The sequence below is a fragment of the Cupriavidus sp. 05L310 genome, assembly GCF_056398185.1.
Window position 1 is genome coordinate 1 of the sequence record NZ_JBFTOX010000006.1, and the last position, 15,057, is coordinate 15,057.

Below are 15,057 nucleotides of genomic sequence, written 5' to 3' on the forward strand. Positions count from 1 at the left end.
GCGAGGTGCGCAGCCTGGCGCAGCGCAGCGCGAACGCGGCCAAGGAAATCAAGGGCCTGATCGGCGATACGGTGGCGCGCGTGGACAACGGCTCGGCACTGGTGGGCCAGGCCGGGCAGACCATGGGCGAGATCGTGCAGGCGGTCAAGCGCGTGACAGACATCATGGGCGAGATCAGCGCGGCATCGGCCGAGCAAAGTTCGGGCATCGAGCAGGTGAACAAGGCCGTGGCCCAGATGGACGAGGTGACGCAGCAGAACGCGGCGCTGGTGGAGCAGGCCGCCGCCGCCGCCGGTTCGCTGGAAGACCAGGCCACGCGCCTGCAAACCTCGGTGGCCAGCTTCCGTCTGGCGCAGGCGGATGCCTTTGCCGGCTCGCGCATCGAAGCAGCGCGTCCCAAGGTGATCGCCGCGGCCAGGCCGGCACGGACCGAACCGTCCACGCATGTCGTCCGCCAGGAAGTCACCGAGGCCGCCGAGCCGGCGCCGGTGGACAAGGGGGGACGTGAGGGAGGCCGTGAGGGAGGTCGTGAAGCGAGCACGCCCGTCCTGGCCCGCACTGCCCGCCCCGCCGCGCTTGCCACGTCCGACAACGGTGACTGGAGCGCCTTCTGACGTCAAGCGCAAGGGTTATGCCGCCGGCCTCGGGCCGGCGGTGGCTCGCCGTTAGCGTCACTCAGCATCGCACATCATGACTACCGACATCACCCTGGCGCTTCCCGAGGAAGCCGCGGCCAAGCTGCGCTCCGAGTTCGAACATTTCGTCAAGCTCTCCACCGGGCTGGACAGCGAATTCAGCCCGCCAAGCTTTGACGATTTCCTGCGAGCGCGCCTGCTTCAGCATGACGGCCCGCTGACCGAGCGCGCCGTTACGCGGCTGCTGTCGGGGGGGGAGTACGCATGGGCCAAGCGTGTGTTCAACAAACAGCTGCCCAATGCCATGGCGACCCTGATGCGCGACGCGCAGCGCTTTGGCTACGGCCTGGCGACGCGCTACGAATGGACGCCGCAGGAACGCCTTGCGCATGCCCGTGACTGGTCCCGGCAGATCCTGGAGGACGCGGGGGCCGACCTGGCCTTCATCGAGCTCCTGGCGTCGCAGCTGGCCACCTCGGCGGTGGACATCCGTGCGCTCGAGGAGCAGATGCAGACGCCGGCGTGGCGAGTGGCGGAAAGCCTGCGGCGCCGGGTCTACGACCTCATGTACATGGTGCAGACCGAACGCATCGCGGGCACTGCCCGCTCGCGGCTGGGAGAGTTGCGAGCGGTGGTGGGGCTGGCCATGGACTATGGCACCGTGAGTGCCGAAGAGGCAGCGCGCGTCATGGAGCAGGTGGAGCAAACCTGTCCGCACCTGTTCAGCGAGGAGCCCAATGACCTGCTAGCAAGGGTCGCCGCATGGCTGCGCCGCGTGCTAGTGCAGTGACGTCCCTTTCGTCAATAGTGGAATGTGATTAGTGCACTTCTGGCTGGGGTGATCCAAGAGGCAGATTTAGAGTCTTTAATCTGTTACATACGCGTAACAGTTTTGATGCAAATCACATTACAAAGGCGTGACTTGTTACAAACTTCGTCTCCCATGTATGTTTCGTGCGACATTGCTGTACCCCAACGTTAGAGGGGATTGGCAGTCCGGTTGAATTGCCGATATAACTCTCACAGTCACACTTACACTCTGTAACACTTGTAACGTTTCGGATAAGTCTGACCAAGCGCAGTTCCTTAGTCGTACGCAGTACCCGTCGAACACGCACTCAAACGATCTGGTCGCCTTCAGCCTTCGGCTGCGGGTAAGCGCCGGACAAGCGGTCGAAGGGTTTTTGGTAGCGGGGAAAAATTGGAAAGCAGTGAAGTTCTCCAGGAGATCAGGGAGGTCAATCTCGCCTATCTGCTGCTCGCGCAACGCCTGGTGCGAGAAAATCATCTGGAAGCCATGTTCAGGCTTGGCGTCAGCAAGGAAATTGCCGACATTCTCGCCAAGTTGACACCGGCCCAGTTGGTCAAACTGGCAGCATCAAACATGGTCCTGTGCCGTTTCCGGTTCGACGACCATGCCTTGCTGTCGACACTCACCCATACGGCCAAGAGCCATGATATGCAGCAGATCCATGCTGCGATCCTGCTCGCACGGCAGCCCGTGGAGTCGCTCAATTGACCGCGCTCCTTCAGGCCCCGTCAGTCCGGAGTACCACGGCCACTCCGGTTCCCAATCGCAAGAGCGTCTTGCAGGACGCCAACCAGACCCAGCTCGCCATCGAGCTGATCGGCCTGGGGGCGCGCCTGCAGGTGCTCGAAGCCGAGACCACGCTCTCGCGCGATCGATTGATCCGCCTCTACAAGGAGCTGCGCGGCGCCTCGCCGCCCAAGGGCATGCTCCCCTTCTCGACCGACTGGTTCACCACCTGGTTGCCAAACATCCATTCCTCGCTGTTCTTCTCGGCCTATCAGTTCATGGTCCAGCAAGGCGAGACGGTGGGCATCCGCGCCGTGGTGGCGAGCTATCGGCTCTATCTTGAGCACGTATCGCTGCTCGAAAGCGAAATTGTCTTAAGTTTCACCCGTGCCTGGACGTTAGTACGGTTTTTCGAGAGCAACATGCTGCAGCTTTCCAGCTGCACGTGCTGCGGCGGGCAGTTCGTTACACACGCGTACGAGCCGCATGCGAATTTCGTTTGCAGCCTGTGCCGACCGCCCTCACGTGCCGGCAAGGCGAAGAAGCTCTCGAAGAACGTCGCTCCCGCGCAAGTTGTTGCCTGACTGAAGCGATTTGGACGAGACGTTACCAAGCGGATAGTCCGGGCACATGCCCGGGCTGCCGTTGGGAATCCTGTCGCCGTGCGCCGCGGATGCCGGAAGTACCCAGCATCCACGCGCATTCCCGTGGCAGCCTGCCAAGCTTACCAACGCTCAGGCAAGGCCTTCGCGGGAACTCGGGAGGAAACCCAGGCTTATTCGCCGGATCGCCGGTCCCCGCGTTGGAAGATCATCGATGCCGGGTCAATAAGTCTTCAAGTCTTGCCGTCTTGCGTCGTTAAGTCATAAGACTGCAAGGCTTCAGGACTCCAGATCACTGGGCCTTCAGGTCACTGGGTCTCGGGTCCGAGGGCGGTTTGCGTGGTTGGTGAGTCTTGCCGGGACGAGCGGTAAATCCGCTTCTCCCGGAGGGCGACCCTTGTGCGTGCCTGACGCGTGTTTTTCTGACGGGGAATCAATCGTGCTAGTTGTAATTGGCTTTGTTGTCGTAATGGCGGCGGTGCTTGGCGGATACGCCATGACCGGCGGCCATATGGGCGCGCTTTATCAACCGGCAGAGCTTGTCATCATCGGTGGCGCGGCAGTCGGCGCGTTTATCAGCTCCAACAACGGCAAGGCAATCAAGGCCACCATGCATGCGCTGCCGACGCTGTTCCGCAGCAGCAAGTACAGCAAGGCGCTGTACATGGAAGTGATGGCGCTGCTTTACGTCCTGCTGTCCAAGGCCCGCCGCGAAGGCATTCTGTTCCTGGAAAAGGAAATCGCGGATCCGGCGGCCAGCAGCGTGTTCAGCCAGTATCCGCGCATCCTCGCCGATCCGGGAATGATGGAGTTCCTGACCGACTACCTGCGCATGATGGTCAACGGCAATATGAATGCCTTCGAGATCGAGGCCCTGATGGACCACGAGATCGAGACCTTCCGCCACGAGGCCGAGGTGCCGGCGCACGCGCTGCACCGCGTCGGCGACGGCCTGCCGGCCTTCGGCATCGTCGCCGCCGTGATGGGCGTGGTGCATGCCCTTGCCTCGGCGGACCTGCCGCCGGCTGAACTCGGTGCGCTGATTGCGCACGCAATGGTCGGCACCTTCCTCGGCATCTTGCTGGCCTATGGTTTCGTTTCGCCGCTGGCCGCGCGTATCGAGCACCAGGTGGACGAGAGCGTGAAGATGTACGAGTGCATCAAGGTCACGCTGCTCGCCTCGCTCAACGGGTATGCGCCGCTGGTGGCCGTGGAATTCGGCCGCAAGGTGCTGTACTCGACTGAGCGTCCATCCTTCCTCGAGCTGGACGACCACGTCCGCGAAGTCAAGAGCATTACCTGACGTAGAGGAGCGGCAGCGATGAGCAGTGAGCACGGTTCGCATCCCATAGTCGTCAAACGCGTCAAGAAAAGCGCTGCCGCGCATCATGGCGGTTCATGGAAGATCGCGTACGCGGACTTCATGACCGCGATGATGGCGCTGTTCCTGGTGCTTTGGTTGCTGAAGGCACAGACCCCCAAGGATCTGCAGCAGTTGGCGGAGTACTTTCGCACGCCGCTGAAGGTGGCGCTTGCGGGCGGCAACAAGAGCAGCCTGTCCTCCAGCGTGATCCCGGGTGGTGGCCTCGATATCACCCGCCAGGACGCGGAAGTCAGGAAGACCCCCGACGATGCCGTGCAGAAGGCCAAGGAGCGCCAGGAAAGCGAGCGTCTGCGCGCGCTCAAGAACCGGCTCGAGCAGATCATCGAGAATAACCCGGTGCTGCGCCAGTTCCGCCCGCAACTGCTGCTCGACATCACCAGCGAAGGTCTGCGCATCCAGATCCTGGACACGCAGAACCGGCCGATGTTCCGCACCGGCAGCGCCGCGGTCGAGCCGTATATGCGCACCATCCTGCGCGAGATCGGCCCGGTGCTCAACGAAATGCCAAACAAGGTCAGCCTGTCGGGCCATACGGACGCCGCCAACTACTCCAACGGCGAACGCACGTACAGCAACTGGGAACTGTCCTCCGACCGCTCCAATGCCTCGCGGCGCGAGTTGATCGCCGGCGGCATGAACGAAGGCAAGGTGCTGCGCGTGATCGGCCTGGCCGCGACCATGCCGCTCGACAAGAAGGACGAGATGGCACCGGTCAACCGCCGCATCAGCATCGTGGTGCTGAACCAGCGCGCGCAGTCCCGGATCGAGGCAGAGAATGCCAGCGCCGCCGATGTTTCGGTGGCGGCAAAGGCCGGCGCAGCCGGCCAGGAAGTGCAGGCAGGCCTGGCGGCCGCCTCCGCCCCCGCAGCGCCGGCCGCATCGGCGGCGGCTGCGCAGGGCAACGCCGCCGCGGCCCCGGCCAAGCCGGGCAGTGTTCAATGAAGACCGCTTGCCATGCAGGCAGCGGGCTTCGCAGCGAATTTCAGTGAGCCAGGACGGTTATGTCTGTCGATATCGATATCACACAGTTCTACCAGACCTTCTTCGAAGAGGCTGAAGAGCTCCTCGTGGAAATGGAGCAGCTACTGCTCGGGCTGGATCTCGAATCCCCCGATGCGGAAGAGCTGAATGCGATTTTTCGCGCAGCCCACTCTATCAAGGGCGGCGCAGCTACCTTCGGCTTCGCCGCCCTGACCGAAACCACGCACCTGCTGGAAAACCTGCTCGACCGTACGCGGCGGCGGGAACTGGCGTTGTCCCGGACCATCATCGACACTTTTCTGGAAACCAAGGACGTGTTGCAAGATCAGCTCAACGCCTACCGTAACGGTACGGAACCCGATCCGGAAACGCTGGCGCGTATCTGCGCCGTTCTTCAGCAACTGGCGCTAGAGGCTGCGGGCGGCGCGCCCGCGGCAGCGGCTCCCGCGCCGGCGGCAGCCGCCGCGCCGGCGCTTGCGCCCGCGCCCGCAGCGGGCGGCGGGTTGAAGGTGACGCTGATCAAGGTATCGCCGTCCGACCAGGCGCTGTTACGCGAAGAGCTCGCCAACCTGGGCGAGATCACGGGCCAGCAGGAAGTGGGCGGCGATCTCACCGTCTGGCTGCAGAGCCAGTGCAGCGCCGACGACATCATCGCCGTGTGCTGCTTCGTCGTCGACGGCGACCAGATCGTGGTGGAAGCGGCAGACGCGCCGGCTGCCCCGGTAGCAGCGGCAGCAGCACCGGCACCGGCTCCCGCTCCGGTTCCGGTTCCGGCTCCCGCAGCCGCCGCACCGGCGGCCGCCTCGGCACCGGCTCCCGCAAAGGAAAAGGCCAAGGCGCAGCCCGCTGCCGCGGCTCACGCACAGGAGTCCGGCTCCATCCGTGTGCCGACCGAAAAGGTCGACCAGATCATCAACCTGGTGGGCGAGCTGGTCATCACGCAATCGATGCTGGCACAGACGGCCTCGGCGCTCGATCCCGTGCTGTTCGACCGGCTGTTCTCCGGCATGGGTCAGCTTGAGCGCAATGCGCGCGACCTGCAGGAAGCCGTGATGTCGATCCGCATGATGCCGATGGACTACGTGTTCTCGCGCTTCCCGCGCCTGGTGCGCGACCTGGCCGGCAAGCTGGGCAAGCAGATCGACCTGGTCACCTTCGGCAAGGCCACCGAGCTCGACAAGAGCCTGATCGAACGCATCATCGATCCGCTCACCCACCTGGTGCGCAACAGCCTGGACCACGGCATCGAGACACCGGACTTGCGCGTTGCCGCGGGCAAGGAACCCACCGGGCAACTGATCCTGTCGGCGCAGCACCATGGCGGCAACATCGTCATTGAAGTGAGCGACGACGGCGGCGGCTTGCGCCGCGACAAGATCCTAGCCAAGGCGCTGCAGAACGGCCTGCCGGTGTCGGAGAACATCAGCGACGAGGAAGTCTGGCAGTTGATCTTCGCGCCGGGCTTCTCCACCGCCGAAGCGGTGACCGACCTGTCCGGCCGTGGCGTGGGCATGGACGTGGTCAAGCGGAACATCCAGGAAATGGGTGGCCACGTCGAGGTCACGTCGCGCCCCGGCCAGGGCACCACCACCCGTATCGTGCTGCCGCTGACGCTTGCGATCCTGGACGGCATGTCCGTCAAGGTGGGCGCGGAAACCTTCATCCTGCCGCTGAACTGCGTGATGGAGTCGCTGCAGCCCAAGCCGGAAGACGTGCACACGGCTGCCAACAACGACCGCGTCATGCACGTGCGCGGCGAGTACCTGCCGTTGCTGGAACTGCATCGCGTGTTCAACGTGGCCGATGCCGTGCATGAGCCCACCCAGGGCATCGCCGTGATCCTGCAGGCCGAAGGCAAGCGCTTCGCGATGCTGGTGGACCAGCTGATCGGCCAGCACCAGGTCGTGCTGAAGAATCTCGAAACCAACTACCGCAAGGTGCCTTGCATTTCCGCCGCCACCATCCTCGGCGACGGCAGCGTGGCACTGATCGTGGACGTCGGTGCGCTGCAGCGCACCGGTGTGCGCCGCCAAGACCCGGCGCTTGCTTAACGCTCAGGAGAACAAGACATCATGGCCGGCATCGGACACATCGATACCCCGGGGAGCGAAGCCTCCGGGCAGGAATTCCTGGTTTTCACGCTGGGGAGCGAAGAATATGGCATCGACATTCTCAAGGTACAGGAGATCCGCGGCTACGACGCGGTGACCCGCCTGGCGAACGCGCCTGACTTCATCAAGGGCGTGACCAATCTGCGCGGCGTGATCGTGCCGATCGTCGACCTGCGCCTGAAGTTCCGGCTCGGCAACGTGCGCTATGACCACCAGACCGTGGTCATCATCCTCAATATCGCCGGACGTGTCGTCGGCATCGTGGTGGATGGCGTTTCGGATGTGCTGACCCTGACCGGCGAAGCCATTAAGCCCGCACCGGAGTTCGGCGTTTCGGTCTCGAACGAGCACCTGACCGGCCTCGGTACCGTCGACGGCCGCATGCTGATCCTGATCGACATCGAAAAACTGATGACCAGCCCGGAAATGGAACTGGTGGAAGCCGAGTTCGCCTGATCCCGCATTCCGGTACGCGCAAGCACGCAAAAGCGCGCCTTAGCAAGACCACGGCCAACCGCCCTCGCAACACATGACGCAGCCTCGACCAACCGCCTTTGCCGCCGGCCCGCAATCGGCGCAGCCCGCTTCCATGCGGCGCGACGAGCCGCGTGACTTCCTGCTGACCGAGCGCGACTTCGAGAAGATCCGCGCCATGATCCATCGCCGCGCGGGTATCTCGCTCGGCGCCCACAAGCGGGAGATGGTGTACAGCCGGCTGGCCCGGCGCCTGCGCACGCTGCAGCTCGTCGACTTCGGCACCTACCTGGCCATGCTCGATGCCGATGATGGCTCCGACGAGTGGGAGTTCTTTACCAACGCGCTCACCACCAACCTGACATCGTTCTTCCGCGAGGCGCATCATTTCCCCTTGCTGGCGGAGCATGCGAAGAAGATCGGGCGGCCGTACTCCGTATGGTGCTCGGCCGCGTCGACCGGCGAGGAGCCATACTCCATCGCCATCACGCTGGCCGAAGCGCTGGGCGAGCGTGCCGCCACCGTGCTCGCCACGGACATCGATACGCAGGTACTGGCCAAGGCCCGTTCCGGGGTCTATACCACCGAGCAGGTGAACAAGCTCTCGCAGGAAAGGCTCAAACGCTTCTTCCTCAAGGGCACCGGCCAGCGCGCCGGCGCGGTCAAGGTCAAGCCGGACCTGGCAAGCACCATCAGTTTCGAGCCGCTCAACCTGCTGGCGCCGGACTGGGGGATTCGCGAGAAGTTCGACGCGATCTTTTGCCGCAACGTGATGATCTATTTCGACAAGCCCACCCAGGGCAAGATCCTGGAGCGCTTCGTGCCGCTGCTCAAGCCGCACGGGCTGCTGTTCGCGGGCCACTCGGAGAATTTCTCCTACGTGACGCGCGCGTTCCAGCTGCGCGGGCAGACCGTGTATGAACTGGCGTCGCCTTCGGCCCGGCTGGGAGGTTCGTGATGCGCACCCCGCAGTTGCCTGAAGCGATCGCCACCCGCAGCTATTTCGACCGCGAGTTCGGCAAGCAGGCCATCAAGCTGTTGCCGAACGAGTATTACGTGACGCGCGAGGACGTGGTGCTTACCACCGTGCTGGGTTCGTGCGTGGCTGCCTGCATCCGCGACGAGAAGGCCGGGGTGGGGGGCATGAACCACTTCATGCTGCCGGACGACGACGGCGCGGGTGCGGACCGGCTGCTCTCCGCATCGATGCGCTACGGCTCCTACGCCCTGGAAGTGCTGATCAACGAATTGCTGAAGATGGGCGCGCGCCGCGAGCGGCTCGAAGCCAAGGTATTCGGCGGTGGCGCGGTGCTGGCCAATATGACCACGCTGAATATCGGCGATCGCAACGCCGAGTTCGTGCTCAGGTACCTGAAGGCCGAAGAGATACGCGTGGCCGCCCAGGACCTGCGCGGCCCGCATGCGCGCCGCGTCAGCTATTTCCCGCTTACCGGGCTGGCGTTGGTGCGCCGGCTCACACGCCAGGATGACCAGGTGGTGGTCGAGCGCAACGAACGCGCCCTGGCGCGCGCCATTGCCAGCTCCGGCACCGCGCCCGAGAAGGGCGGCGCGGAACTGTTTCCACGGCGCACGCCATCGGCTGCCGTCTCCTGAACCGACAAGGATTTTTTCAAGACATGACCGCGGCCAAGATCAAGGTATTGTGCGTGGACGATTCCGCGCTGATACGCAGCCTGATGACGGAGATCATCAACAGCCAGAGCGATATGGAGGTGGTGGGAACCGCCCCCGATCCGCTTGTGGCTCGCGACCTGATCAAGCGACTGAACCCGGATGTGCTCACGCTTGACGTGGAAATGCCGCGCATGGATGGTCTGGATTTCCTGGAGCGGCTGATGCGGCTGCGGCCAATGCCGGTGCTGATGGTATCGTCGCTGACCGAGCGCGGTTCGGAAATCACGATGCGCGCGCTGGAGCTGGGTGCGGTGGATTTCGTCACCAAGCCAAAGCTCGGTATCCGCGACGGCCTGATGGACTACACCGACACCATCGCCGACAAGATTCGCGCGGCTTCGCGCGCGCGCATCCGCAGCGCCGCGCCGGCCAGCGCGGAGGCGGCAGTGCCTGCGGCCCCGATGCTGCGCAGCCCGTTGCTGTCCACGGAAAAGCTGATCATCGTCGGCGCATCCACCGGCGGCACCGAGGCCATCAAGGAATTCCTGATGCCGATGCCGCCGGATTGTCCGGCGGTGCTGATCGTCCAGCACATGCCGGCCGGCTTTACGCGCTCGTTCGCGCAGCGCCTGGACGGCCTGTGCCGGATCACGGTCAAGGAAGCGGAGCACGGCGAACGCGTGCTGCCCGGCTACGCTTATATCGCGCCGGGAGACTCGCACCTGCTGCTCGCGCGCAGCGGGGCCAACTATGTGGCCCACCTGTCGCAGGAGCCGGCGGTCAACCGCCACCGGCCGTCGGTGGAGGTGCTGTTCGACTCCGCGGCCAAACATGCCGGCAAGAATGCCATCGGCGTGATGCTGACCGGCATGGGCAAGGACGGGGCGCAAGGCATGCTGCGCATGCGCGAGGCCGGCGCCTACAACCTGGCGCAGGACGAAAGCAGTTGCATCGTATTCGGCATGCCCAAGGAGGCGATTGCCGCCGGCGGGGTGCATGAGGTAGTACCGCTGCACGCGATGAGCCAGCGCGTGATGGCGCGCCTGGCCACCTTCGGGACGCGCGCGCAGCGGGTTTGACGGGGCACAAGCGCTTGCCCGGCCGCATACCGGTGGGGCAGGCGCAGGTATTGAAGCAACTTTCCACAACTGTATTGGAGCCGTTAGAGTGGACAAGAACATGAAGATCCTGGTGGTCGATGACTTCCCCACCATGCGTCGCATCATCCGCAACCTGCTTAAGGAACTGGGCTTTGCCAACGTCGAGGAAGCCGAAGACGGCGCCGCCGGCCTGGAGAAGGTCAAGGACGGCAGCTTCCAGTTCGTCATTTCCGACTGGAACATGCCGAACATGGATGGCCTGAGCATGCTGCAGGCGATCCGCGCCGAAGGGCCGCTGGCCAAGCTGCCGGTGCTGATGGTGACGGCCGAGGCCAAGAAGGAAAACATCATCGCCGCGGCGCAAGCCGGCGCGAACGGCTATGTGGTCAAGCCGTTCACGGCAGCGACGCTCGACGAGAAAATCACCAAGATTTTCGAGAAACTGGCGAAGGAAGGGGCATAAGGTGGGCGATATGTCGACGACTCCGACTCTCAGCAACGAATCTGCCGAGCAGCTGTTCCAGCGCATTGGCGCCCTGACACGGATGCTGCGCGACAATATGCGCGAATTGGGGCTCGACAAGGAAATCGAGCGTGCCGCCCAGGCCATCCCCGATGCGCGCGACCGGCTCAGCTATATCGCCTCCATGACCGAGCAGGCTGCCGAGCGCACGCTGACCGCGGTGGAGCTGGCGCAGCCGATCCAGGCCGGCATGGAGAAGCAGGCCGAGGCGCTGGACAAGCGTTGGGAAGCCTGGTTCGACAAGCCGGTGGAGCTGGGCGACGCGCGCGAGCTGGTGCTCGATACCCGTGCCTTCCTGACGGACGTGCCGCAGCAGGCCCGCGCCACCGGCAGCCACCTGCTCGACATCATGATGGCGCAGGACTTCCAGGACCTGACCGGCCAGGTCATCAAGAAGATGATGGACATGATCCATTCCCTGGAGCAGGAATTGCTGCAGGTGCTGATTGATAACGTGCCGGCCGATCGTCGGGTGGAGGCGCCGGCTACGCTGATGAACGGGCCGCAGGTCAACCCGGAAGGCAAGGCCGATGTGGTCTCCGACCAGTCGCAGGTGGACGACCTCCTGGCCAGCCTGGGGTTCTGACCGTCCTGGCCAGGCAGCGGTGGCGCCCTTGCCGCGGCGCCGCGGCGGCCTGGCCGGATTTGCCGGCGCATTGCCGGTAAAGCCTCCGCCGCCATGGCGGAGGGTAGCGCGCCGCATCCGCCCGCGCCGCGCCTGGGGCGACGCCATCCTGCAAACAGCGCCAGAATCCCCGCCCTATTCCCCCTAATGCCCGCCGCTTCCCGCTCCGATAATCGTCCCTGACGAACGGCCGCATGCCGCTTCGTAACGGAGCGGCCATGTCCGAAGAAAGCGATCTCGAGAAAACCGAACCTGCCTCATCGCGGCGCCTGGAAAAGGCGCGCGAGGAGGGGCAGGTCGTGCGTTCGCGGGAACTCGCCACGCTGATCATGCTGATGAGCGGTGTGGCGGGCCTGTCGATGCTGGGCGGCACGCTCGCCAGCAAGCTCGACGCTGTATTGCACGCCGGCCTGGCCTTCGAGCCGGCCGTTGCCTTCGATACGTCGCGCATGATGTCGCACTTTGCCGTGACGGTCTGGGAGGGCCTGCTGGCCTTCCTGCCCCTGCTGCTCCTATTTGGCGTGGCGGCGCTGGCCGGCCCCATGCTGCTGGGCGGCTGGCTGTTCTCCGCCAAGTCTTTCGCCCCCGACTTTTCCCGGCTCTCGCCGCTCAAGGGGCTGGGCCGGCTGTTCTCCTCGCAATCGCTGGTGGAACTGGCCAAGGCCATCGCCAAGGCATTGCTGGTTGGCAGCGTGGCCGGCTGGGTGCTGTGGCGGCGGCTGCCCGAGGCTGTCGCGCTGATGAGCGCACCGATCCACGAGGCGCTGCTGCACATGCTGGAGATGGTGCTGAGCGCCTGCGCCATGGTGGCGGGTTCGCTGGTGCTGGTGGCGGCGATCGACGTGCCCTGGCAATACTGGACGTTTTACAAGAAGCTGCGCATGACCAAGGAAGAGGTCAAGCAGGAGCACAAGGAAAGCGAAGGCGACCCGCATATCAAGGCGCGCATCCGCCAGCAGCAGCGCGCCATGGCAAAGCGCCGCATGATGTCCGAGGTGCCCAAGGCTGACGTGGTGGTGACCAACCCCACGCACTTCGCCGTGGCGCTGCGCTATGAAGAAGGCCGCATGAGCGCGCCGCGCGTGGTGGCCAAGGGCAGCGAGGCGATTGCCGCGCGCATTCGCGAGATCGCCGTCGAGAACGGCGTGCCGTTGCTGTCCGCGCCGCCGCTGGCGCGCGCGCTGCACCGTCACGTAGAGCTGGGCCAGGAAATTCCGGCCGGCCTGTACACCTCCGTGGCTGAAGTTCTGGCCTGGGTCTATCAACTGAAGCACTGGCACCACAGCAACGGCCCGCACCCGGAGGCACCCTCCGAGTTGCCGGTGCCTGACGAGTTTGCCGTACCGGAAAGCCAAGCATGAACGCATTGACCTCGCTGTTCAACCTGCCCGGCGGGCGGGGAGGCGGCCAGATGAAGGCCCTGGCCGGCCCGCTGCTGATCATCATGATCCTCGGCATGATGATCCTGCCGCTGCCGCCCTTCGTACTGGACTTGTTGTTTACGTTCAACATCGCCCTGTCGATCATGGTGCTGCTGGTGGGCATGTACACGCAGAAGGCGCTGGATTTCGCCGCCTTCCCGGCGGTGCTGCTGTTCACCACGCTGCTGCGCCTGTCGCTCAACGTGGCCTCGACCCGGGTCGTGCTGATGGAAGGGCACACCGGGCCGGACGCCGCGGGCAAGGTGATCGAGGCCTTCGGCCACTTCCTGGTGGGTGGCAACTTCGCCGTGGGTATCGTGGTGTTCGCCATCCTGGTGGTGATCAACTTCATGGTCATCACCAAGGGTGCGGGGCGTATCGCCGAAGTTGGCGCGCGCTTCATGCTCGATGCCATGCCCGGCAAGCAGATGGCGATCGACGCCGACCTCAACGCCGGCCTGATCAACGAAGACGGCGCCAAGAAGCGCCGCGCCGAGGTATCGCAGGAATCGGACTTCTACGGCGCCATGGACGGTGCCAGCAAGTTCGTGCGCGGCGATGCCGTGGCGGGCCTGATGATCATGTTCATCAACGTTGGCGCCGGCATGGTGGTGGGCATGGTGCAGCACGACCTGGACTTCGCCACCGCGGTGCGCAACTACACCCTGCTGACCATCGGCGACGGCCTGGTGGCGCAGATCCCGGCGCTGGTGATCTCCACCGCCGCCGGTGTGATCGTGTCGCGGGTCTCCAACGAGCAGGACGTGGGCCAGCAGCTGACCGGCCAGCTGTTTTCCAATCCGCGCGTGCTGTACCTGACCGGCGCCATCATCGGCATGATGGGCATCATCCCCGGCATGCCGCACTTCGCTTTCCTGGCCTTTGCCGGCGCGCTGGTGTGGTTCGGCCGCTACGTGGCACGGCGTGATGCATCGCAGGCGCAGGAGAAGAAGCGCGAGGACCGCGCTCCCGCGATGGTGCCCGAGTCGACCGAAGCCAGCTGGGACGACGTCAGCCTGGTGGACCCGCTCGGCATGGAAGTGGGCTACCGCCTGATCCCGCTGGTGGACCGCGCGCAGAACGGCGAACTGCTCGGCCGCATCAAGAGCATCCGCAAGAAGGTGGCGCAGGAGATCGGCTTCCTGGTGCCGGTGGTGCATATCCGCGACAACCTGGAACTCAAGCCCAACGCCTACCGCATCACGCTCAAGGGCGTGGAGATCGGCCGCGGCGAAGCGACGCCCGGGCAGTGGATGGCGATCAACCCCGGCCAGGTCTCCGGCCCGTTGCCGGGCACGCCCGGCCAGGACCCGGCATTCGGCCTGCCGGCGGTGTGGATCGAGGGCGGGCTCAAGGAGCAGGCGCAGATCTACGGCTACACCGTGGTGGATGCCAGCACAGTAGTGGCCACTCACCTTAACCACCTGATCCATATGCACGCGGCCGAACTGCTTGGCCGCCAGGAAGTGCAGTCGCTGCTGGACCGCATCGCCAAGGAATCGCCCAAGCTGACTGAAGACCTGGTGCCCAAGGTCATCACCCTCACCGCGCTGCAGAAGATCCTGCAGAACCTGCTGGACGAGAGCGTGCCGATCCGCGACATGCGCACCGTGCTGGACGTGGTGGCCGAGCACGCGCCGAAGATCAGCGATCCCAACGAACTCACGTCGCTGGTGCGCGTGGCGCTGGGGCGTGCCATTACCCAGCAGTGGTTCCCCAACGGCGCTGACCTCCAGGTCATCGGCCTCGACGCCGGGCTGGAACGCGTGCTGTCGCAAGCGCTCACTAACGGCGGCGGCATCGAGCCTGGCCTGGCCGATGCCCTGCTGCAGCAAACGCAAAATGCGGTGAACAGGCAGGAACACCTGGGGCTGGATCCCGTGCTGCTGGTGCCGCATCCGCTGCGCCCGCTGCTGGCGCGCTTCCTGCGCCGGACCATGCCGCAGCTCAAGGTGCTCTCGCATGCCGAGGTGCCGGACAACAGAAATATCAGGATCACCGCCATGATCGGTGGCGCAGCGTGAGGGGT

At 64.6% G+C, this 15,057-nt stretch carries 15 protein-coding genes; all 15 read left to right on the plus strand.

Annotated elements, in window-relative coordinates:
• Positions 1–614, plus strand: a 614-nt coding sequence (locus AC1DS6_RS05160; RefSeq protein ID WP_477102212.1) for a methyl-accepting chemotaxis protein, incomplete at its 5' end; no start/stop codon positions are given.
• Positions 615–690: 76 nt separating this feature from the next.
• Positions 691–1,425 (plus strand): DUF4088 family protein, encoded by a 735-nt coding sequence (locus tag AC1DS6_RS05165; RefSeq protein ID WP_276288383.1) that lies wholly within the window; start codon positions 691–693, stop codon positions 1,423–1,425.
• Between the two features lie 411 nt (positions 1,426–1,836).
• Positions 1,837–2,154 carry a flagellar transcriptional regulator FlhD gene (gene flhD / locus AC1DS6_RS05170; protein ID WP_006162633.1) on the plus strand — a complete coding sequence of 106 codons (318 nt, stop codon included), beginning with the start codon at positions 1,837–1,839 and terminating at the stop codon, positions 2,152–2,154.
• Positions 2,151–2,756 (plus strand): flagellar transcriptional regulator FlhC, encoded by a 606-nt coding sequence (flhC, locus tag AC1DS6_RS05175; protein ID WP_276288384.1) that lies wholly within the window; start codon positions 2,151–2,153, stop codon positions 2,754–2,756. The genes flhD and flhC overlap by 4 nt, the downstream gene beginning before the upstream one ends.
• 457 nt (positions 2,757–3,213) lie before the next feature.
• Positions 3,214–4,077: a flagellar motor stator protein MotA gene (motA, locus tag AC1DS6_RS05180; protein ID WP_035863296.1), complete on the plus strand. Its 864-nt coding sequence runs from the start codon at positions 3,214–3,216 to the stop codon at positions 4,075–4,077.
• Between the two features lie 18 nt (positions 4,078–4,095).
• Positions 4,096–5,100 (plus strand): flagellar motor protein MotB, encoded by a 1,005-nt coding sequence (motB, locus tag AC1DS6_RS05185; protein ID WP_477102213.1) that lies wholly within the window; start codon positions 4,096–4,098, stop codon positions 5,098–5,100.
• A 59-nt stretch (positions 5,101–5,159) separates the two neighbouring features.
• Positions 5,160–7,190 (plus strand): chemotaxis protein CheA, encoded by a 2,031-nt coding sequence (gene cheA, locus AC1DS6_RS05190; protein ID WP_477102214.1) that lies wholly within the window; start codon positions 5,160–5,162, stop codon positions 7,188–7,190.
• A 21-nt stretch (positions 7,191–7,211) separates the two neighbouring features.
• On the plus strand, positions 7,212–7,706 hold the full coding sequence (gene cheW / locus AC1DS6_RS05195) for a chemotaxis protein CheW (RefSeq protein ID WP_035866976.1): 495 nt from the start codon (positions 7,212–7,214) through the stop codon (positions 7,704–7,706).
• 73 nt (positions 7,707–7,779) lie between these two features.
• Positions 7,780–8,682 carry a CheR family methyltransferase gene (locus tag AC1DS6_RS05200; RefSeq protein WP_477102215.1) on the plus strand — a complete coding sequence of 301 codons (903 nt, stop codon included), beginning with the start codon at positions 7,780–7,782 and terminating at the stop codon, positions 8,680–8,682.
• Positions 8,682–9,338: a chemoreceptor glutamine deamidase CheD gene (gene cheD, locus AC1DS6_RS05205; protein ID WP_045235733.1), complete on the plus strand. Its 657-nt coding sequence runs from the start codon at positions 8,682–8,684 to the stop codon at positions 9,336–9,338. The genes AC1DS6_RS05200 and cheD overlap by 1 nt, the downstream gene beginning before the upstream one ends.
• Positions 9,339–9,361: 23 nt before the next feature.
• Positions 9,362–10,438 carry a protein-glutamate methylesterase/protein-glutamine glutaminase gene (locus AC1DS6_RS05210; RefSeq protein WP_035866982.1) on the plus strand — a complete coding sequence of 359 codons (1,077 nt, stop codon included), beginning with the start codon at positions 9,362–9,364 and terminating at the stop codon, positions 10,436–10,438.
• A gap of 88 nt (positions 10,439–10,526) precedes the next feature.
• Positions 10,527–10,922, plus strand: coding sequence for a chemotaxis response regulator CheY (gene cheY / locus AC1DS6_RS05215; RefSeq protein WP_043357014.1), 396 nt, complete (start codon positions 10,527–10,529; stop codon positions 10,920–10,922).
• Positions 10,923–10,932: 10 nt separating this feature from the next.
• Positions 10,933–11,568: a protein phosphatase CheZ gene (gene cheZ, locus AC1DS6_RS05220; protein ID WP_035866991.1), complete on the plus strand. Its 636-nt coding sequence runs from the start codon at positions 10,933–10,935 to the stop codon at positions 11,566–11,568.
• Between the two features lie 257 nt (positions 11,569–11,825).
• The gene (flhB, locus tag AC1DS6_RS05225; protein ID WP_441637021.1) at positions 11,826–12,968 is read left to right on the plus strand and encodes a flagellar biosynthesis protein FlhB; all 1,143 of its coding nucleotides are present in this window, start codon (positions 11,826–11,828) and stop codon (positions 12,966–12,968) included.
• Complete coding sequence (gene flhA / locus AC1DS6_RS05230; protein ID WP_035866989.1) at positions 12,965–15,052, plus strand: flagellar biosynthesis protein FlhA; 2,088 nt, start codon at positions 12,965–12,967, stop codon at positions 15,050–15,052. Before flhB ends, flhA begins: the two co-directional genes overlap by 4 nt.
• Positions 15,053–15,057: the final 5 nt, after the last annotated feature.